At 58.1% G+C, this 19,914-nt stretch carries 17 protein-coding genes; 7 read left to right on the top strand and 10 right to left on the bottom strand.

Annotated features, from left to right (window positions below):
- Positions 1-271: 271 nt before the first annotated feature.
- From flgE to OYW20_RS08585, 6 genes are all read right to left on the bottom strand, one after another.
- Complete coding sequence (gene flgE / locus OYW20_RS08610; RefSeq protein WP_268800268.1) at positions 272-1,597, bottom strand: flagellar hook protein FlgE; 1,326 nt, start codon at positions 1,595-1,597, stop codon at positions 272-274.
- A gap of 29 nt (positions 1,598-1,626) precedes the next feature.
- Positions 1,627-2,331, bottom strand: a complete 705-nt coding sequence (locus OYW20_RS08605; RefSeq protein ID WP_268800267.1) for a flagellar hook assembly protein FlgD — start codon at positions 2,329-2,331, stop codon at positions 1,627-1,629.
- A 15-nt stretch (positions 2,332-2,346) separates the two neighbouring features.
- Positions 2,347-2,790, bottom strand: coding sequence for a flagellar basal body rod protein FlgC (gene flgC, locus OYW20_RS08600; protein WP_268800266.1), 444 nt, complete (start codon positions 2,788-2,790; stop codon positions 2,347-2,349).
- A gap of 3 nt (positions 2,791-2,793) precedes the next feature.
- Complete coding sequence (gene flgB, locus OYW20_RS08595; protein WP_268800265.1) at positions 2,794-3,201, bottom strand: flagellar basal body rod protein FlgB; 408 nt, start codon at positions 3,199-3,201, stop codon at positions 2,794-2,796.
- Positions 3,202-4,417: 1,216 nt separating this feature from the next.
- Complete coding sequence (cheR, locus tag OYW20_RS08590; protein ID WP_268800264.1) at positions 4,418-5,245, bottom strand: protein-glutamate O-methyltransferase CheR; 828 nt, start codon at positions 5,243-5,245, stop codon at positions 4,418-4,420.
- Between the two features lie 49 nt (positions 5,246-5,294).
- The gene (locus OYW20_RS08585) at positions 5,295-6,227 is read right to left on the bottom strand and encodes a chemotaxis protein CheV (protein ID WP_268800263.1); all 933 of its coding nucleotides are present in this window, start codon (positions 6,225-6,227) and stop codon (positions 5,295-5,297) included.
- A 76-nt stretch (positions 6,228-6,303) separates the two neighbouring features.
- Between OYW20_RS08585 and flgA the strand changes: the two genes are divergently transcribed.
- The 4 genes from flgA (at position 6,304) to OYW20_RS08565 (ending at position 8,866) form a co-directional block, all read left to right on the top strand.
- Complete coding sequence (gene flgA / locus OYW20_RS08580; RefSeq protein WP_268801084.1) at positions 6,304-7,062, top strand: flagellar basal body P-ring formation chaperone FlgA; 759 nt, start codon at positions 6,304-6,306, stop codon at positions 7,060-7,062.
- Between the two features lie 158 nt (positions 7,063-7,220).
- Entirely contained in the window at positions 7,221-7,535 is a 315-nt protein-coding gene (flgM, locus tag OYW20_RS08575) for a flagellar biosynthesis anti-sigma factor FlgM (RefSeq protein ID WP_268800262.1), read from the top strand.
- 43 nt (positions 7,536-7,578) lie between these two features.
- Positions 7,579-8,046, top strand: a complete 468-nt coding sequence (locus OYW20_RS08570; RefSeq protein WP_268800261.1) for a flagella synthesis protein FlgN — start codon at positions 7,579-7,581, stop codon at positions 8,044-8,046.
- An 82-nt stretch (positions 8,047-8,128) separates the two neighbouring features.
- Positions 8,129-8,866 (top strand): flagellar brake protein, encoded by a 738-nt coding sequence (locus OYW20_RS08565; protein WP_268800260.1) that lies wholly within the window; start codon positions 8,129-8,131, stop codon positions 8,864-8,866.
- Positions 8,867-9,009: 143 nt separating this feature from the next.
- Here the strand turns inward: OYW20_RS08565 and OYW20_RS08560 are convergent, their stop codons facing one another.
- Positions 9,010-10,440, bottom strand: coding sequence for an MFS transporter (locus tag OYW20_RS08560; protein WP_328284814.1), 1,431 nt, complete (start codon positions 10,438-10,440; stop codon positions 9,010-9,012).
- Positions 10,441-10,488: 48 nt separating this feature from the next.
- A complete protein-coding gene (locus tag OYW20_RS08555) occupies positions 10,489-11,730 on the bottom strand; it encodes a glutamine synthetase family protein (protein WP_268801083.1) in 1,242 nt (413 codons plus the stop codon).
- Positions 11,731-12,084: 354 nt separating this feature from the next.
- Between OYW20_RS08555 and vioA the strand changes: the two genes are divergently transcribed.
- Entirely contained in the window at positions 12,085-13,203 is a 1,119-nt protein-coding gene (gene vioA / locus OYW20_RS08550; protein WP_268800259.1) for a dTDP-4-amino-4,6-dideoxy-D-glucose aminotransferase VioA, read from the top strand.
- Positions 13,203-13,925 (top strand): methyltransferase domain-containing protein, encoded by a 723-nt coding sequence (locus OYW20_RS08545; RefSeq protein ID WP_268800258.1) that lies wholly within the window; start codon positions 13,203-13,205, stop codon positions 13,923-13,925. The genes vioA and OYW20_RS08545 overlap by 1 nt, the downstream gene beginning before the upstream one ends.
- A 122-nt stretch (positions 13,926-14,047) precedes the next feature.
- On the opposite strand, the gene OYW20_RS08540 is transcribed toward OYW20_RS08545, so the two are convergent.
- On the bottom strand, positions 14,048-14,689 hold the full coding sequence (locus OYW20_RS08540; RefSeq protein ID WP_268800257.1) for an acetyltransferase: 642 nt from the start codon (positions 14,687-14,689) through the stop codon (positions 14,048-14,050).
- 461 nt (positions 14,690-15,150) lie between these two features.
- Between OYW20_RS08540 and OYW20_RS08535 the strand changes: the two genes are divergently transcribed.
- Positions 15,151-18,666, top strand: coding sequence for a glycosyltransferase family 2 protein (locus tag OYW20_RS08535; RefSeq protein ID WP_268800256.1), 3,516 nt, complete (start codon positions 15,151-15,153; stop codon positions 18,664-18,666).
- Between the two features lie 30 nt (positions 18,667-18,696).
- On the opposite strand, the gene OYW20_RS08530 is transcribed toward OYW20_RS08535, so the two are convergent.
- Positions 18,697-19,716 (bottom strand): AraC family transcriptional regulator, encoded by a 1,020-nt coding sequence (locus tag OYW20_RS08530; protein ID WP_268800255.1) that lies wholly within the window; start codon positions 19,714-19,716, stop codon positions 18,697-18,699.
- Positions 19,717-19,914: the final 198 nt, after the last annotated feature.

Genomic DNA, 19,914 nt, shown 5'->3' with positions numbered 1-19,914 from the left:
CTCCCGAGCCGTCGGAGACGACACTTCCATTGATAAGCGGATTGGTGTCGCGAAATATGCCTTGCCCGTCAATTACCGAGCGAAGTCATGTAGTCGCGTTTTTATTCTCGCAGTATCGAAAGTAGGAATTTTCTAGTTATGCAGTGGGACGTCTCTATATATTTTCTGCGGGGATTAAGTAAATAACGCCATGCTGTACCGCACTAAATAAAAGGTAAAAAAAAGCCTCTTCGCAAAGAGGCTTTTATTCACCGCAGGACAGCGACCGTTATCAGGTCATCTGAATAGTGGTTTGCATAATGGTGCTTTGAGTCGAAATGGTTTTCGCGTTCGCCTGATAGTTACTTTGTGCCTTGATCAGGTTAACCAGCTCGCCGGTCAGGTCCACGTTGGACTCTTCCAGTGCAGACCCGGTCAGGTTGCCCAGCGTACCGGTTTGCGGCGAACCGCTGACTGGGACACCCGAAGCAAACGTTTCGCGCCATGCGGTGCCGCCCGCTGGAGCCAGGCCCTGGACGTTGGCGAACGAGGTCAGCGACACCTGACCGATCACCTTGGATTGACCGTTGGTGTAGGTGGCAAACAGATTGCCACTCGAATCGACGTTCATGGCGCTGATCTGGCCCACGGCATTGCCGTTCTGACTCTTGGCCGATGCGCCCGACGTTGCATTGTTCTGGGTGGTTGCCAGCATGTCCAGCTTGATGCCACCGGTGTTGCCGACAGCGCCGTTGGAGGTCCAGGTAGTGGTCGAACCGACAGTGGTGCTGGTCGCAGGCGTCCAGTTCTGGATCTGATATGTACCGTCAGCGTTGATGCCCACGTTGGGCGTCGAGGTTGGAGCCGGGGTCGTCACCAGCTTGCCGTATGAGTCGAATGTGATAGTCGTCTGATCGGGAACAACCGGTGTGGTGCCCGGATTGGAGATATTACGGCCGTCGATCAGCGAGTACATGGTCCAGGAATTGGTCCCCGTCTTCGCAAAATATTGGTCCAGAGTGTGTGAATTGCCCTGGCTGTCGTAGATCGGCGTGTGCAACGGCGTGGTGTAGGTGGTCACGTCGTTGGGATCGAATGCGGCGGTAATGATCGGCTTCGTCGAATCCAGGTTCGACTCGATTTTCATGGTACTGGTGGCCTTCGCCGCCATGTTCGAAGAGTCCACGCGCAGGTCTGTCAATACGCCGGCGGCCACGTTGCCGCTGCCGTCGAGGCTGTAGCCCTGCAAGTTATTGCCGCTGTTATCGACGACGTATCCCGCCGAATCAGTGTGGAAACTGCCGGCGCGGGTATAAAGTTTCTCGCCGTTGTTGCTCATCATGAAGAAGCCGTTGCCGTTGATCGCAAGGTCCAGGTCACGGCCAGTGCCAGTGGTCAGGGCGCCTTGGGTAAACTGCTGCGAAACAGTCGACGTATATACACCGCTGCCGACATTTGAACTGCCAGAAGTGCCACGAATCGAATTTGAATATTGGTCTGCAAACTCCGCACGGGAAGATTTGAAGCCCACAGTCGCCACGTTGGCAATGTTATTGCCGGCCACGTCGAGACTTTTATTCGCTGCATAGAGCCCTGTAAGGCCGATATTGAAAGACATGTTTCAAACTCCTGCGCCGTTAATCGGCTCTATATTCCGATTTGTTTAACTTTGTTCATAAGGATACTGGTGCCATCGGCCAGGTTGAGGGTCATCCCAGTGCTAGCGGTGCCCATCGTGACGCTGTTGACCGTGGCTGGCAGATACGTCGCCAGCGATGTGCTGGTGCCTCCGATGCTGCCATCCGCTTTGAAGCTGTAAGTGCCTGAAGGCAGGGCGCTGCCGGATTCATCCGTCCCGTCCCATGTAAATTTAAGGCTGCTGGCCTTTGCCTGCTCGCCCAGATCGAGGGTGCGCACAATGTTGCCGTCAGCGTCGTACACCTTGACCGAGGTTTGCGTGGTCGCAGACGGCACGACGACGGTGCCGGTCAGACCCTTGGTGGTGTCAACGGAAGTCGAACCTACGTCGACAATCACTGAGCTGCCAACCAGAGACGAGGCCTGGAGCGCTTGCGACGATTGATACATGCCGCCAATCGCATCCACCGAGGTACCCAGGTTCTGCATGGTTTCGAGGCTGCTGAACTGCGCCAGCTGGGCCACGAACTCGCTGTTGTCCTGTGGATCGAGCGGGTTCTGGTTCTGCATCTGGGTGACCAGCAACTGCAGGAAAGAATCCTTGCCCAGGCTGCTGGCGCCCGTTGTGGAATCACCGGTGGTGGTGGTGCCGGTTTTCTGCAGCGACTTCAGGTATTGGCTTGTCGCGGTGCTGCTATCGATTGAAGTTGTCATCGGGTGCGTCCCTTATCACTGACCCAGGGTCAGGACCTTTTGCATCATTGTCTTGGCGGTGTTCATGATTTCCGCGTTGGTCTGGAACGAACGACTGGCCGAGATCATGTCAGCCATCTCATTCACCACGTTGACATTCGGGTAGTACACGTAGCCGTTCTTGTCAGCGGCCGGGTGGTTGGGCTCGTAGCGCGCTTCCAGGTTGGAGGCGTCTTCGACGATGCCTGACACCTGCACGCCCGAACCGGCTGCGCCCTGGTCTTCGAACAGCGACCCGCTGCCGCCGGATTCCTGGCCCTGAAACACGGTGGCGAACACCGGGTGCCGGGCGCGGTAGGTCTGGTCCATGCTGGAGGCGACCGTTTCGGCGTTGGCGATGTTACTGGCGATGGTATTGAGGCGAGTGTTCTGGGCACTCATGCCACTACCGGCGATGTTGAAAACACTGGATAGAGACATGGCTTACTCTCCGCGAATGGCTGATACCAGCCCTTTGAACTTACTGTTGAGCAATGTGAAGCTCGCCTGGAAACCGATGGCGTTTTCGGCGTAGTTGGCGTTCTCGACCTGAGTATCCACGGTGTTCTGGTCCAACGATGGCTGCGACGGGGTGCGGTAGAGCAGCGAACCGTCTTCATTGCCCATGCCAGCCGCTTCGATGTGGTGGCTGTTGGTGGTGTTGAGCGCGAAGCTGCCCTTGGTGGACTTTTCATTTTCCGCTGCCAGGACTTTGGAGAAGTCCAGGTCACGTGCCTTGTAATTAGGCGTGTCGGCGTTGGTGATGTTGTTGGCCAGCACTTCTGCACGTTGGGCGCGGAAGTTCAGCGCTTTCTCGTGGATGCCCAATGCGTTTTCAAAGCTGATGCTCATGTCGGGAAACCTTTACCGGTTGACCAGATTTTCTTGATTGAGACATAGCAAGTGGCGTGCCACTTTCCGGAAGTGTTGTTTTACGGGGGTTTGGGGCAGGTGCGGCGGGTTCATGACAGAAAAGCGGCAAGTGATTTCCGCTAATAGGGAGGCAAACGGCAAGCAAGGTGCCGTTTTTTTGCCGGTGGGTTGCCGGTGGATCGTTTTTTTGCGATTGAGGCCGGGGCTGAGTGGCGGATGCCCGGTTGAGGCTGGACGCACAACTTGTAGGAGCGAATTCATTCGCGAGAGGCCTGTTTGGGCGCTGCTGTTTCTGAGCGCTAGACAATGCGGCTCAGCGGCATGACTCGGTGCTTATCGTGTGTATATCCGTTATCTCGGGTGATGCTGATATGGGTTTCGCTTTTACAGCGAGTCACTTTTGGCAAACGGCCCGGAAGCCGGCCCAGCCAAAAGTAACCAAAAGGTCTTGCTCCCGGTTTGGCCCTCCTTTGTCGGGTTCCCTCACTCCGGCGATACACCGTGGGCACCCGCCGAACGGACATCCATGTCCTGACGGCGCTTGCCGGGCATCCCACTGCGCATCACCTGCGTTCGGCCTGCACCCAAGTCGCGATTTGTGGTGTTTGGGCTGGCGTGGGTGAAGATCAAGAGCGAAGCCCGTTAGCTTGGGCTTGAGGTTTGGGCTTCTATGTTTGTGGCGACCCCTCCAGCCTCTCGCGAATGAATTCGCTCCTACAGGTTATGTGTCGTGCCGGCGTTTTGGATACACCGCAAAGTGCGACTTTGGGAGGCCGAGCGCAGGCGTTGCGCAGGGGGCAGCGCGGCATGGATGGCCGATGGCGGCGTGTCTCCGGAGCAATGCCGGAGTGAGGGAAACCGACGAAGTCGGGCCGGACACGGGAGCAAGACCTTTTGGTTACTTTTGCGGCGTTTGGCAAAAGTGACTCGCTGTAAGAGCGAAGCCGATCTAAGCCACGCCCGAGTTAACGGATATACACCCAATAATCAAAACGTCAGATAGCCAAGATGCGTTGGCTAGCGCACAAAGAAAGCGCCAGCCACACCGGCCTCTCTCGAATAAATTCGCGCCTACAGGATTTGGCTCTGATTAGGACAACAATGTGCGAATACGGCTATTCACCAAACCGCCAATCCCAGAACAGCCCCATAAAAAAACCCCGCCAAGGCAGGGTTCTTGTTTCAAAACGACAACCTACTTCGCCTGGTAAATAATCCCCGGACTGCACTGCACCATCCGATAGTGCTCCGGCAGCCCGTTCAACGCCTCCGATGCACCGAGAAACAAATAGCCACCTGGCTTAAGCGTCCCGTGAATACGCAACAGAATGTCCTTCTTCACCTCAGCTGAAAAATAAATCAACACGTTGCGACAGAATACGATATCGAACTTGCCCAGCGCAGCGTAGCTGTCCAGCAGGTTGAACGAGCGAAACTCGACGCGACTCTTGATCGGCGTCTTGATCGTCCAGCGACCGGGCGTCTTCTGATCGAAATAACGCTGAAGCCGCTCCGGCGACAACCCCCGGCCAATGGCCAGGCTGTCGTACTCGCCGGTCTTACACGTATTAAGCACGCTCCCCGACAGATCCGTTGCAACGATTTGCGCCCCGCCCTTCAACTGCCCGGGATTGCTGCGCTCAAACTCGTCGAACGACATCGACAACGAAAACGGTTCCTGCCCGGACGAACAGGCCGCCGACCAGATGCGTGGTCGCAGGCCCGGACTCGCTTTGAGTTGCTCAGGCAACACCTTGTTCTTGAGCACCTCAAAGGGGTAAGTGTCGCGAAACCACAACGTCTCGTTGGTGGTCATGGCATCTACCACCTGCTCGCGCAAGCCACTGCGGGGCTGGGTCTGAATACGCTGGATCAAGTCACCCAACGACTTGAGACCCTGCTGCTCCATCAGCTTGTTGAGGCGGCTGGACACCAGGTATTGCTTATTCTCACCCAGCAAAATGCCACAGGCTTTTTCCAGGAAGACCCGGAACTGTTCAAAATCCAAATTACCTGTAGACATGCCGCCTCTCAAAATTCGTGAACTACCAGAGGCGACGCCTCTGGTTTGTCTAGCTAATGTCTGCCGCGTTGATTCGATCTACGACCCTGGCCGCCAGGTCGTCCGGCCGGAACTTGGCCAGAAAATCATCAGCACCCACCTTCTTGACCATCGCCTGGTTAAAAACGCCGGACAAAGAAGTATGCAAAACGATGTGCAACTTCTGCATGCGCGGATCACTGCGGATCTCGGCAGTCAGCGTGTAGCCGTCCATTTCCGGCATCTCGATGTCGGAAATCATCATCAGAAACTCTTCTTCGGGTTTCTTGCCCTCCTCGACCAGTTTGCGCAGGAATTCAAGTGCCTGGCGACCATCATTCAACGCGGTGACTTCAACACCCACGGTTTGCAGACAGCGAGTCACTTGCTTGCGAGCCACCGAAGAGTCGTCCACGGTCAGCACTTTGAGCGACAACGCTTTGTGCTGAACCTCGGCGTTAACCACTCCGGCCGAGATATTCTCGGAAACCGGCGCCACTTCCGCGAGGATCTTCTCGACGTCGATGATCTCGACCAACTGATTATCGATCCGCGTCACCGCCGTGAGGTAGTGGTCGCGGCCGGTACCCCGGGGTGGCGGATGAATGTCTTCCCAGTTCATGTTGACGATGCGCTCGACAGAGTGCACCAGAAAACCCTGAATCTTGGTGTTGTACTCCGTGATGATCACGAAGGCATTATCAATGTTCTCTAAAGCTTTCGAACCCGTTGCCAACGCCAGGTCGAGGATGGGAATAGTCCCCCCGCGAATATTGGCGATGCCGCGCACGATCGGACTGGACCTGGGCAAGTGGGTAAGTTTTGGGCACTGAAGCACCTCCTTTACCTTGAACACGTTGATCCCATACAACTGCTTGCCTTCCAGACGGAACAGCAGCAATTCAAGGCGGTTCTGCCCAACCAGTTGAGTGCGCTGGTTCACTGAATCCATAACACCAGCCATGTCCCACTCCCTCCCAAAACGACCAATTACCCATCACCTGTCGGCAAGCGGCACGGGCCTTGCTATTCACCTTGTCATGAAAAGACCAACGACAGTATTTCGACGCTTGACCTCTATGACCCGCAGCTTACTCTGCGCGACGGCCGCGTTGTGCCTGTTGAGCACTGCTAACGTCAGTCACGCAGACAATGTCACGTTGCCTGAACAGCTTATCGGCGTCACCCAGGGCTTTCTTGAATTCACTGTTGAAGACTATTTGGCGACCAGTCAGACCGCCGGACGTTACGAGATTGAAGTGAGGCAACTTGATCCGCGTCTGCGCATGCCCCAATGCGACAAGGATTTGACGGCATCACTGGAAAGCCCAACGCCAATTGGTCGCGTCACCGTGCGCGTGCGCTGTGAAGGCAGCTCTCCATGGACGGTGTTTGTGCCCGCGCAGGTACATCTATATCGCAACGTCGTCACAGTCGTACGCCCCATGAAACGTGATGCAATTGTCACTGACGGCGATGTTGCCCTGCGCGAGCGAGACGTAGGCCTGTTGGGACAAGGCTTTCTGGATTCGCTCGATCAGGCGGTGGGACAAAAAATTGTCCGACCAACGGTCATCGATCAAATTCTGACCCCGGTTCACCTCGCTCAGCCGGAAATGGTCCGCAAGGGCGATGAGGTCGTGATCATTGCCCGCAGCGGCTCCATGAGCGTGCGCATGCCCGGCGAGGCGTTATCGGATGGCGGTTTTAACGAGCAAATACGGGTGCGCAACCTCAATTCCAAGCGCGTAATCAAAGCCAATATCACCGCTCCCGGGCAGGTGGAGGTGCCCATGTGATGCGATGACCTCTGGCGCTGTGCCTGCGCTTTTTCTAGACTGGGAACCCATGCGCGCTGTGCGAAGTCCACCTGTGACTGATTTCGCACGGGCCCTAAAGTTATTCCGGGTTTAGCCGAAACCAAGGCAAGCGTCCAAGAACCCAGAGGTTTTCAATCATGGTTATCGACTTTAGTCGTTTGAATAGCTCCACTGCCGTGGGTGGTACCACACGTACTGCCGCCACCAAAGAAACTGCAAAGACCGAAGCAACAACCCCGGTGAGCAGTTCCCCGAGTGTGAGCAGTGGTGAGGCAGTACATCTGAGCAGTGAAGCTCAACAGTTGCAGAAGATCACTGATTCGCTGCGCGATCAGCCTACCGTCAACTCTGCCCGTGTGGCCGAATTGAAAGCGGCAGTCGCAGATGGCAGCTACACGGTCGACAGCAACCGCGTTGCCAGCAAGCTGCTTAATTTCGAAGCCCAGCGCTAAGCCCGCGCCGGGGCTTCTGGACGCTTAAATCCCAGAGCATGCGATGCAAGACACTACTTTGCTTCAACTGATCACTGATGACATTGCACCAGCTCAGCACCTGCTTGAGCTGCTGCAAGCCGAGTCCATTGCGCTGCACGGACGCGACATGCTCGAAATGGAACGCATCCTCGCGCAGAAACAGGCGTTGGTGATCGTTCTTGACCAGCATGGCCGTCGACGCAGTCAGCTACTGGCAAGCCTCGGCCTGCCGACCAATCGCAACGGATTGGAAGAGGTAGCGCGACATTCATCGGTCGGTGCCGAGTTGCTCAAAGCCGGCGATGAACTGACTGCCCTGATGAACGACTGCAAGGCGGCCAACGAAGAAAACGGCACGCTGATCCAGTTGCAGCAAATCAAGACCAATAACCAGCTATCCATACTGAACGGCGGCGACACCCCTACGCTATATGACAGCCGCGGCTCGACCTCCGGAAAAGCACGGCCACGTCCGCTTAGCCAGGTGTAAGTTCCTGTATCAAGGCGTGAAGCATGCTGGCAAAATGCTGCGAGCTACACGCTGTCGTATTTTGCCTGGAGATGGATTACCCGTGAATGCCTCAAGCGCGGACGACGTTCCGCAGCCCCCGAAGGTAATGACAACCCCTTTGGAAATCGCCGCCAACCTGCGTCTGCTGCTTGAAAGCCATGATCCGCTGATCATTACCTTTCACGAGCGCAGCCAGCGTTTCCAGAGCTATATCACCGACATTGATCGTGATGGATCGATAACCTTCGATGAAATGATCCCCCGAGACGGCGAGCGCTTTCTGGCTGCGGGCGAACCATTCAGGGTCGAAGGCTTCCATGATGGTGTGCGCATCGCCTGGGAGTGCAAGGCTCAGTTGACGGTGATAGACGATCCGCGCAGCTATCGCGGGCCTCTGCCGCTGGAAGTGGTGTATCACCAGCGTCGCAACGCGTTTCGCGCCGCACTGAAGCTGGCCTCTCTGGTGAACATCGAGATTGGCGGCGACAAGCTCAAATCTCCGCTCAAAGGCAAATTGCTGGATATCTCGGCGACCGGCTGCAAGCTGCGCTTTGAGGGCGATGTGTCCGAACGTGTGCAATTGGGTCAGGTGTACGAGCGCTTCGTCGCCGGCCTGCCCTTCGGCAACATGACCGCCCCGGTCGAGTTGCGGTATCTGCATTTCGAAGAGCGCATCAACACCACCTTCGCCGGCGTACGCTTTCACAACATGAGCGGGCTGGTGCAGCGTCAGGTCGAACGTTTCGTTTACCAGTTGCAACGTGAAGCACGCCGCTTCGACAAAGACGACGACTTCTGATTCCAACCCCACCGCCTCGCGAATGAATTCGCTCCTACAGATCTTCCACCACTCCAGCTGGGAAGACGGCTCTGTAGGCGCGAGCTTGTTGGCGAGGCGGCCCATCTGATCACGACCGCCTAACGTATTCGCGTGCATGCGCATCACATCGGTCGATCAATCCCCACGTCATTCGTCACACCGTTCGCCGGATTCGGCCGGGCTGGCTGTGGCTCGGTGCTTGCCTCTTCCGAGGTAGCAGGCGCCATGTAGTCAGTGTCCAGCGGCGGCTCTGGATCGGGCTGCGCCTCAGGCTCGGGCGCAGGGTCAGTTGTGGTCTGCATCTGGTCCTGGACCACTTGCTCATCGACCCGCGGATCGAGCGCCACCACCAACGGCGAACTGGACATGCTGTCCGGCATCGCAATGTGGTGCAGCGGAGCGTCTTCGACCTGATGCAGGTTGGTAACCGCTTTCGGACGAATACTCAGTGTCAGAATCAATGCCGTAAAACAGACGAAGGCATACAGCATATTGCTGCCGAACATCTTCATCAGCACGCCCGACGCCAGTGGCCCGATACTGGCGCCCACGCCGTAAGTCATCAACAACATCGCGGTCAAGGAGACCCGGCGCTCGGCTTCGACGTGGTCGTTTGAAAACGCCACGGCCAGCGGATACAGCGAAAACTGCAAGAGCGACGCCGCGAACCCTACCGAAAACAGCACCTGGATCGGCACATCGGGGAAAATAGCCAGCGGCAGCGATGCCAGCACCAACAGCCCCGCCACACCGCGAATCAGCCGGGGCCGATCATAGCGATCCGAGAGCCAGCCCAAAGGCCACTGCACCAGCAAACCCGCACCGATACAAAAGCCCATGAACAAGCCGACGTGCTCTGTGGTCAGGCCCTGCTGGGCGGCATACAACGGCGCCAGCCCGTAAAACGAACCGATGATCAAACCGGCGCTGAACACCGTGGTCAACGACTGCGGCACCCGACGCATAAAAAACGCCGGCTCCAGCGGCGCAGGGTGCATCGGCGCGGGGTGAATGCTGCGGGTCATCGCGACCGGCACCAGGCACAAGGTGAAACACAGCGCCACCAGCATCAGCAGTTCGAGGCCCAGCTGCGGATGGATCACCAGAATCAACTGCCCCAGCACCAGCCCGAGATACGAGGCAATCATGTAGGCGCTGAATACCAGACCGCGTTGTTTGGGTGATGCCTGCTCGTTGAGCCAGCTTTCGATCACCATGTACTGGCACATCATCCCCAGACCGACAATCATCCGCAGGAAGATCCACGCAGGCAGGTAATCGATCAAACCGTGGCCCAACACCGCCGCGCCGACGATGCCGGCGCAGGTGGCATACGCCCGGATGTGACCGACCCGGCCGATCAGCCGGTGACCGATCTTGCCGCCCAGGGCCAGACCGATGTAGTTCGCAGCCATCAGCGCACCGACCCACAGGCCGTCCACCTGATCGGCTGCCAGGCGCAGGGCCAGGTAAGTACTCAACAGGCCCGAGCCGATCAACATCATCAGCGAGGCGAAATACAGCGCTCGAAAGGACTTCCAGATTTGGCGCATCAGCGTTCCAATATCACCCTCTCGCACAGAGAGGGCGAACCACGGTTCTTAAGCCTGAGCCGCCAAAACACGACGCTCCCAGGGAGTGATTTCATCAAAGAAACTGGTCAGTTCCAGGGTCTTTGATGCAACGTAGCCTTCGATGAACTCGGAACCGAACAGTTCCTTGGCCAGTTGACTGCGTTTCAGACGCTCAAGGGCGGCATGCAAGGTACATGGGAGCGACAGATTATCCGGCACTTCGAATTCGCCCTGAAGCTGTTCGGAAGGCTCCAGCTCCCTTTCAATGCCATGAAGACCGGCTGCCAGACTGGCTGCGATGGCCAGATAAGGGTTGGCATCTGCCCCCGGCAAACGGTTCTCCACTCGTCGGGCCGCTGGCGCACTGGCCGGAATCCGCAGACCGGCGGCCCGATTGTCGTGAGACCAGCACGCGTTATTGGGCGACGCGAACGGATGACACAAACGGTGATAGGAATTGACGTTAGGCGCGAATAACGCAGTGAAATCCGCCATCGCCGCCTGCTGACCGCCGATGAAGTGACGAAATACCGCCGTTGCCTCGCCCTCGGCATCGCTGAAAACGTTCTGTCCGGTGCGCGCATCCACAACGCTCTGATGAATGTGCATCGAACTGCCCGGCGTATGCGCGAGCGGCTTGGCCATGCACACCACTGTCAGTCCGTGCTTGAGCGCCACCTCCTTGAGCAGGTGTTTGAACAGAAAGGTCTGGTCCGCGAGCAGCAACGGATCGCCGTGCAGCAGGTTGATCTCAAACTGGCTGACGCCCATCTCATGCATGAACGTGTCGCGCGGCAAGCCCAGTGCAGCCATGCATTTATAGACTTCGCTGAAGAAAGGCCGCAGGCCGTTATTGGAGCTGATGCTGAACGCGCTGTGGCCGTCTTCGCGGCGTCCGTCCAGGCCCAGCGGCGGCTTGAAAGGCTGCGTTGGGTCGGTGTTGGGCGCAAAGACAAAAAACTCAAGCTCCGTGGCGACGACGGGCGACAGGCCGCGTGCCGCATAACGCGCGATGACCTTCTTCAGTTGCACCCGGGTGGACAGGCCAGACCCGCTGCCGTCCAGTTCGTCTGCGTCGCAGATGGCCAATGCGCGTGGCTCTGCGCTCCAGGGCAGGCGGTGAATCTGATCGGGGTCGGCCACCAGCGCCAGGTCGCCGTCATCGCCGCCGTAGAATTTCGCGGCCGGGTAGCCGCCCATGATGCATTGCAGGAGCACGCCACGCGCCAGTTGCAGTCGGCGCCCCTCAAGGAAACCCTCGGAGGTCATCACCTTGCCCCGCGGCACGCCGTTGAGGTCAGGGGTGACGCATTCGATTTCATCAATGCCCATCAATCGCTGCGCGAGTGAATTGTGGTCATCGCTGCTCATGACTCAAGTCCTTTATCGTTAGGCAGGCCGCTTTGCGGCGAGGCGGACAAAGTAAGCATCCGCCGTTCGTAATATCAAGCACGGTCACGTAAAGCGCGCTCGACGCAGCGCTATCGGGGAATTGGCCGACTTCTTGCTTTTTGTCTGGTGTTCGGCCCAAACGCCATTTTGCTGACAGTGCAAACAGCTGATCCGGCGTCACCAGGGGCCACCGTCTTACTCTCTGTAGCACAACCAGAGCGCACAACGCCCATGAGCAAAATCACACCCGTCACCCGGCCCCTGCTCGCGCCGCTTGAAGAATTCATCCCCTATCTGGAAAAGATCTGGGAAACCCGACTGCTGACCAATGGCGGGCCGTTTCACCAGCAGTTGGAGAAAGAGCTGGCCGAATACCTGGGTGTCGAGCATCTTTCGCTGTTCACCAACGGCACCATTGCGCTGGTCACGGCGTTGCAGGCGTTGCGCATCACCGGGGAAGTCATCACCACGCCCTACTCCTTCGTCGCCACCGCGCACTCGCTACTGTGGAACGGCCTGAAGCCGGTTTTCGTCGACATCGACCCGCACACCTACAACCTTGACCCGGCGCGCATCGAAGAGGCCATCACCCCGGCCACGACCGCCATCATGCCGGTCCACTGCTACGGCGTGCCGTGCGACGTCGACGCCATTCAGCGCATCGCCGACCGCTACGGGCTGAAGGTGATCTATGACTCGGCGCATGCATTCGGGGTGCGAGAGAACAACCAGAGCATCCTGCGCCATGGCGATCTTTCGGTCATGAGCTTCCACGCCACCAAGGTGTTCAACACGTTCGAAGGCGGCGCGATCATTTGCCCCGACGCCAAAACCAAACAGCGCATCGATTACTTGAAGAACTTCGGTTTCGCCGATGAAGTCACCGTCGTCGCTCCGGGCATCAACGGCAAGATGAGCGAGATCAACGCAGCCTTCGGCGTGTTGCAGCTCAAGCACATCGACGCCGCGCTGGCCCGCCGTCAACGCGTGGATGCGATCTACCGGGAAGCGTTGCGCGACATTGAGGGCATCGCGATTGCCTGGGAAGACCGCGAAGGCCACAACTATTCGTACTTCCCGGTGTTGGTCAATCCGGAATTCGCGCTCAGCCGGGATGAATTGTTCGAGAGTTTCCGTGCCCGTAACATCCTTGTGCGACGTTATTTCTACCCGCTGATTTCGGCCTTCCCGATGTACCGGGGCCTTGAGTCTGCGCGCGAGCACAAGTTGCCGGTGGCCAACAGCGTGTCGAACCGCATCCTGTGCCTGCCGATTTTCGACAGCCTCACCGACGAAGAAATCACCCACGTGCTGGATGTCATCGTCCAGGCCGCCAAAGGAATCCGGTAATGCGCAGTTGCCCGGTTTGTTCATCCGACTTCGCAAATTTTCTACCGCTGACGTCCCAGTATTTCGAGATGCTCAACGCGCTGAACGCGAGCTACTCGCTTGATGACTTCGAGACCCTCAACACGGGTCAATACGCATGCCCGCGCTGCGCAGCCTCTGATCGCGACCGGCTTTACGCGCTGTTCGTCAAAACCTTTCTGACGCGTCCCGCAGGCCGGCCGCTGCGCATCCTGGACATCGCCCCGGCGCCGCTGCTTTCACAATTTCTGCGTTCCATTCCCGACATCTATTACCGCTCGGCCGACCTGTTCTCGCCTTTGGCCGATGACATCGTCGACATCATGGACATGCAGCTGTACGCCGATAACTCGTTTGATTTCATCGTCTGCTCGCATGTGCTCGAGCACGTACCAGACGACCGAAAAGCCATTGCCGAGCTGTATCGGGTGCTGGACAAAAACGGCGTGGCGATCCTCATGGTGCCGATCCTGCTGACCGCCGAATACACCGACGAGGACCCGGACGAAACCGACGTCAACGTCAGGTGGGCGCGGTTCGGGCAGGACGACCACGTGCGCATGTACGCCAAGCAGGACTACATGGCGCGGATTCGCGACGGGGGCTTTGAACTGCTGGAGCTCGACGCACGCTCGTTCGGCGACGGCACGTTCAAACAACACGGCATCACTGAACAAAGCGTTCTGTACATCGGCGCCAAGTAGCTCGGTTACAAGTAGCTCGGCTAACGGTCAACCAGAGGACAGCGAAGGGTCGTCGACGATGGACGGCCCATCCACAACGTGACAACAAAACCGGCGTTTCAGAACCCCCCCGGCGCACCTGTTTACTCCGAGATATATCTGGCTGGCACGCCCACCACCACGCTGCCGGCCTTCACATCACGCAACACGACACTGCCAGCGCCAACCACGGCGCCTTTACCGACGCGGACCTTGGGCAACACCGACGCCCGGGAGCCCATGAACACTTCGCCCTCGAGAACAACACCGCCGGTCACATCGCAGTGCAGGCTCAGTGTGGTGAAATCACCTATCGAAGTATCGTGGGAAATGGTGCACAACGTGTTCACCGTCACGAACTCACCGACCGTGAGATCCACCGACAGCACCGAGTAAGGACAAATCAACGTGCCCCGTCCAATCTGCACGTTCTCGCCGAGGATGGCGGTGGGATGTATCAGCGTAAAAAATTCAGCGCCCTTGGCAAGCAGTTTGTTAACCACGTATTTTTTGTCGGCCGGCTTGCCGATCGCGCAGATCAACAGCTCATCGGGGGCCGGTTGATAGCCTTCAATGGTCGATACGACATCGGCGTAGTGGCTGAACCGATTGAGGGACAGACCGCCGTCATCGATGAACCCGCCAAGCACATAGCCCGGGTTGTGCTTGAGCCAGTCCTTGCACCATGAGTGAACCTCCCTGCCAAGCCCTCCGGCGCCTACGATGATCAGTTTTTTAACGTTCATTCGCCCGATAACCTCAATCTACAACTCATGGCGCGCTTGCCGGCCAGCGAGCGGCTGGCACAACGAAAAGTGGTTGGCGCTCAGCCCCCGCGCCAACCGATAGCCACAGCCAAGCAAAATCTGAACCAAAGGTTGCCGCCAACCCCGCAGCACCCGGCTCAAGCGCCTGGCAGAGAAGATTCGGTTAAACGGCCGCAGGGGTTGAGGACAAAAAAACGGCGCACACCCTCAGGCTGTGCTCGGTTAGCAGATGGGTCGTTACCCCGCCACCAACCACTGTATTGCGGGCACACCCCGACTTTATCGAGGGTCTGGCGGTGTTTGGCTGGCTTATTGCTTCTGCCAATGATCGTGTGCGCAGCGTCATTTTCATGACATCGGCGTCTCAACCGTGACCTGGTTTCTGCACAGACGCGGTTGCATAGCAGCTCAATACATTTTTTCAACTACCGGATACCCAGATGAACCCTAGTCGTTTGGTCAGCATCGCAATTCCCGCGTATAAACCCGATTTCTTCGAGACGGCGCTGCTCAGTGCGTTCAGTCAGACCCATGAAGAAATCGAGATCGTGATCTGTGATGACTGCAAAGACGAAGGTATCCATAGCATCGTCGAGCGCCTTCGCCCGCTGAGTCCATGGCCTATCCGCTATCTGCGCAACGAGCGGCCGTTAGGCGAGGCACGCAACGCTGCAAAATGCATTCGCGAATCACGGGGCGAGTACGTCAAGTTTCTCTACGACGACGACCTCCTGCGACCGGACTGCGTCAGCCAGTTGTTTGCGCTGCTGCACGATCACCCGGAAATCGTGCTGGCCAGTTCCCGTCGGCAGATCATCAATGAGCAAGGTGACCTGCAGCCGGACAATTGGGCGACCTTCTTTCCGTTTTCCCACGACGTCATTTTTTCCGGCCCTGAGCTGGTGTCATTTCTGGGCCAGTTCACGATCAATTTCATCGGCGAACCGAGTTGCATCATGTGCCGGCGCGACGACATTGCGGCCTTCGGCGATGACCTGATGATTATCAACGGGTCATCCATTGACTGGGTCGGCGATGTCGCGATCTACCTCAAGCTGCTGCGTAAAGGCAACCTGGCGATGCTCGCTACACCGCTGTCGTATTTCCGCGTGTCGAGCCTGCAATACAGTGAACAAGGCCGCAATACGCCCAAAATCGCCCTGGACTCGCAGATCGTTCTTCGCCAGCGCGTCAATGAGCTGGGCTGGACGCAAAGTCTTGAAGACTACCGGATGGTCAAGGTGGCGACGTTTGGCGACCGTCACCACTTCACCGAAATCGATATGGTGCCGTATTTCGCCACCATCCATCCGGGTAATCATTTTGATTTCAGCCCCAGTCGGTGGATGACCCGCCGAGTGGTGACCGAAAGCCAGCAACGACTGATCGATGACCATCTGGACGCCAACAGCGCAGGTTCAGGACTGTTGCTGGTGGTGCTGGACAACAACCAGCAATCGCGGCAGGTGGTGATAACCCTGCAAAGCGTTCTGGAGCACCAAGCGTTATCGGATGCGCTGCAGGTGGTGGTGCTTTCGACCACGCACGCCCCGTCCGACTTTCAGGACGGCGCGCACTTGCACTGGCGCACATCCCCGCTGGACCGGCAAGCCGCGGCGCTCAATTCGCTGCTCGAAGGGCATGGCTGCGACTGGTTCATGCTGGCCGAAGCGGGTGTCACGTTCACCCCTCACGGTCTGTCACGCCTGCGCCTGAAACTCCCCGAACTGCCACACGCGCAGGCTCTGTATGCCGATGAACTGCACCGTTCTTCCACCGGCCGACATGAACCTGCCTTCCGCCCGGACTTCAACCTGGATTACCTGCTCAGCTACCCGGCCGCCATGAGCCGGCACTGGGTTTTCCATCGCCAGAGCATGCTCGACGCAGGCGGCTTCAATGCCGACGTGCCGAACGCTATCGAGCTCGACCTTATTTTGCGATTGGTGGAAAACGGCGGCATGGCCCAATTGCAGCACATGGCCGAACCGCTATTGATCTGTGACGGGTTGCTGCCTGAGCAAAACATTGACGAAGTCCGTTCGCTCAACCGGCATCTGCAGGCGCGCGGGTATGTCGACAGTGAGGTGTGGGAAACCGCTACGGGCAACTATCAGATTCGTTATAACCACGAACAACGACCGCTGGTGTCGATTCTGATCCCGACCAAGGACCAGTTGGGCATCCTTACCCGTTGCGTCGAAAGCGTGCTGGAAAAGACTGCCTACAGCGATTACGAAATCATCATCATCGACAACAACAGCGAAGAGCCCGACGCGCTGGACTGGCTGGCCGGTGTCGAGAGCATGCAAAGCGACAAGGTCCGCGTGCTGCGCCACCCCTTCCCGTTCAATTATTCGGAGATCAACAACGCGGCGGCGCGTAACGCCCGTGGCGATTATCTGGTATTGCTTAACAACGATACCGCCGTGCTACATCCCGAATGGCTGGACAACCTGCTCAACCACGCCCTCAGACCTGAGGTCGGGATTGTCGGTGCCAAGCTCTATTACCCGGACTCGGCCATTCAGCACGCCGGCGTGGTGCTGGGCATCGACGCCCCGGCGCTGCATGTGTTTCTGGGCTCCCCGCAGGACAGCTCGGGCTATATGCAGCGTCTTAAAGTGGACCAGGATTACAGCGTGGTGACCGCCGCTTGCCTGATGATCCGCAAATCGCTGTATGAACAGGTCGAAGGCCTGGATGAGGTCAACTTCAAGGTCTCCTATAACGACGTCGATCTGTGCCTGAAAGTCCGTGAGTCCGGGCATCTGGTGGTCTGGACTCCGCACGTGCAACTGATGCACGAATCAAGCACCAGCCAGATTCAGACCGACAAGACGGCGTATGAAAAGAAGATCGCGCGTTTTCTTGGCGAGCAATTTGCGATGTACCAGAAATGGCTGCCCGCGCTCGCCAAGGACCCGGCCTACAACAGCAACTTCGGTTTGACCGGAGCCGGCTTCAAGATCGAGCCCATCATCGATCTGACCTGGCGTCCGTTGCCATGGCGCCCGCTGCCGCTGGTTCTGGTGCCACGTATTCTGCGCTGGAACGACGGCGACCGGCGTGTGTGCAATCCGCTGGACGCTATGCGCCGGCTAGACATTCTGGACGGCGCCGTTTCTCCGCGTCTGCTGCATGTGGTGGAAGTCGAGCGCTTGCAACCAGACGCTATCGTCTTTCAGCGGCCGTTCAGCCTGGCAGAGTTGCCGGGGATCGAGTTGATCCAGAAATTGACCCCGGCCATTCGGGTCATGGACATTGATCGCCTGCCGGAGGATCACCGCAGCGATCCGCTGTTTTTGCGCAGCCTGACGCTGATGGACCGGATCGTCGTGTCGTCGTCACGCATCGCGCACGCCCTTGAGGGTATGCATACCGATATTCAGGTCGTGCCCGACTATTTGCCCGCCGAATGGAAACACGTACAGGGCCGACGCGGCGTGAGCGAGAAACCCCGCGTAGGATGGCGTGGCGATCATGACGCACTGGACCTGCAGCTGTTGAGCGAGATCATGCCGGTGCTTGCCGACGAAGTGGATTTCGTGGTGATGGGCTGGTGCCCGATTGAACTGCGCCCCTTTGTTCGGGACACAAAGCTCCAGGCAGCGGTGGCCGATCACCCCGAAGCGCTGGCAGCCATGAATCTGGACCTGGCCTTGCTGCCGTTGCTCGGAAACGGGCTTCAAGGGAGCCAGAGCGTTTCCCGCTTGCTGGAGTTCGGCGCCTGCGGGTTCCCGGTGATCTGCAGCGAGATTGCATGCGATGACGACAGCTTGCCGGTGACACGCCTGAGCAATGTCGCTCAACTCTGGATCGATGCCATTCGTTTGCAGATTGCAGACAAAGGCGCGTTGGGCCTGAGCGGCGATGCGCTTCGTCTGGCAGTGCAGGGACAGTGGCTGCTGGACGAGCCCAATCTGCACACCTGGCGCAGCGCCTGGTTGCGGTGACCCGATGGCCCCCGATTGCGGGGCTGGCGTTTAGCCTTTGGGTCCGGACGACACGGCCGTCCGGAAATGCCCCGGACTTTCCCCTGTCCATTTCTTGAATGCCCGGTGGAACGCACTGGGCTCCTGAAACCCTACCAGCGATGCGATCTCGACCACGCTCATGTCGGTTTCGCGCAGCTTCTGTTGGGCGATACCGCGTCGTACGTCATCCTTGATCCCTTGAAACGCGCAACCTTCGCGCTCGAGCCGCCGACGAAACGTGGTCGGACTGAGCTTTAATTCGTCGGCCATTTCCAACAGCGTGGGCCAATGTCCGTACTGACTCGCGCGCAGGCGCTGATACACCTGCGCCGCCAGCCCGCGCTGGTTGCGAAAACGGATCACCAGCCACTGCGGCGCGGTGCGAAGAAAGGTTTTTAGCGAAGGCAGGGATTGCACCACGGGCAACCGCAGGTAATGGCTGGAGAACTCGATTTCGGTGGTGGCTGCAGCGAACGTCAGATTGAACCCCCAGAGCAATGCATCGTCGCTCAGGCGCTCGCGCTGGTGGCAAAACTGCGCCCGGTCGATGCTGATACGACGCCCGCCGAGCCAGCACAACAGACTGATCATCAGCAGTAAGAACGTCTCTTCGCCGAAACGCCGTTTGACTGGATCGACCGCTTGGGTGTCCACCGCAATGACCGCGCGTGCGCCGCGCACCACAAGGCTGCCGCGAAAATCCCGAAGGAACAGAGCAAAGTTGGCCATGCATTGGCGCAGGGCTTTTTCCAGATTGGGTTCCTGGATCAGCGAGCGGCAAATCAGGGCAAAGCTGCCCAGAGGCATGCCGTGGGAGTCCAGCGCAAAGAACTCGTCGTCGAGTTCCTTGATCTGGATCAGCCACAACGCCGCAAACGCGGAAGCTGAAACCCGTGCAGTGGGATCGTCGAGCAGCGCCATGTCGATGTCAGCCGCCTCCAGAACCGATTGCAGGCGCAGCGGTTCATCGCGCAGTGCATGCACGATCAGTTGCACAAAGTAGATCGACACCGAGTCCTTTTCCCGCATACCGCCTTCTCATGGTTGTGTGATGGTCAACGTGTTGGCGAAGCGTCTTGCGGGTTGAATCATCAGAAATGCCACGCGAATGAATTCGCTCCCACAGATGAGGCCTTATGGACGGAAGGGCTGCGTACTTCGCGCTGGGCCATGGTAAAGAACGCCAGCCGATCTGGACAGTTTTGGCATAGGCCGCTCTCTGCGACG

The organism is Pseudomonas sp. BSw22131 (genome assembly GCF_026810445.1).
Classification (GTDB): domain Bacteria; phylum Pseudomonadota; class Gammaproteobacteria; order Pseudomonadales; family Pseudomonadaceae; genus Aquipseudomonas; species Aquipseudomonas huanghezhanensis.
The sequence above is the reverse complement of the archived record's forward strand: the minus strand, read 5'-3'. Positions and strand labels throughout refer to the sequence as shown.

Bases quoted from the DNA above. Each gene is read 5' to 3' on its own strand.
- OYW20_RS08535 (WP_268800256.1), top strand. From the start codon at position 15,151: ATGAACCCTAGTCGTTTGGTCAGCATCGCAATTCCCGCGTATAAACCC.
- cheR (WP_268800264.1), bottom strand. From the start codon at position 5,245: ATGTCTACAGGTAATTTGGATTTTGAACAGTTCCGGGTCTTCCTGGAA.
- flgB (WP_268800265.1), bottom strand. From the start codon at position 3,201: ATGAGCATCAGCTTTGAAAACGCATTGGGCATCCACGAGAAAGCGCTG.
- vioA (WP_268800259.1), top strand. From the start codon at position 12,085: ATGAGCAAAATCACACCCGTCACCCGGCCCCTGCTCGCGCCGCTTGAA.
- OYW20_RS08570 (WP_268800261.1), top strand. From the start codon at position 7,579: ATGCAAGACACTACTTTGCTTCAACTGATCACTGATGACATTGCACCA.
- OYW20_RS08605 (WP_268800267.1), bottom strand. From the start codon at position 2,331: ATGACAACTTCAATCGATAGCAGCACCGCGACAAGCCAATACCTGAAG.
- flgA (WP_268801084.1), top strand. From the start codon at position 6,304: ATGAAAAGACCAACGACAGTATTTCGACGCTTGACCTCTATGACCCGC.
- OYW20_RS08585 (WP_268800263.1), bottom strand. From the start codon at position 6,227: ATGGCTGGTGTTATGGATTCAGTGAACCAGCGCACTCAACTGGTTGGG.
- OYW20_RS08540 (WP_268800257.1), bottom strand. From the start codon at position 14,689: ATGAACGTTAAAAAACTGATCATCGTAGGCGCCGGAGGGCTTGGCAGG.
- OYW20_RS08530 (WP_268800255.1), bottom strand. From the start codon at position 19,716: ATGCGGGAAAAGGACTCGGTGTCGATCTACTTTGTGCAACTGATCGTG.
- OYW20_RS08560 (WP_328284814.1), bottom strand. From the start codon at position 10,440: ATGCGCCAAATCTGGAAGTCCTTTCGAGCGCTGTATTTCGCCTCGCTG.
- flgC (WP_268800266.1), bottom strand. From the start codon at position 2,790: ATGTCTCTATCCAGTGTTTTCAACATCGCCGGTAGTGGCATGAGTGCC.
- flgM (WP_268800262.1), top strand. From the start codon at position 7,221: ATGGTTATCGACTTTAGTCGTTTGAATAGCTCCACTGCCGTGGGTGGT.
- OYW20_RS08545 (WP_268800258.1), top strand. From the start codon at position 13,203: ATGCGCAGTTGCCCGGTTTGTTCATCCGACTTCGCAAATTTTCTACCG.
- flgE (WP_268800268.1), bottom strand. From the start codon at position 1,597: ATGTCTTTCAATATCGGCCTTACAGGGCTCTATGCAGCGAATAAAAGT.
- OYW20_RS08555 (WP_268801083.1), bottom strand. From the start codon at position 11,730: ATGACCTCCGAGGGTTTCCTTGAGGGGCGCCGACTGCAACTGGCGCGT.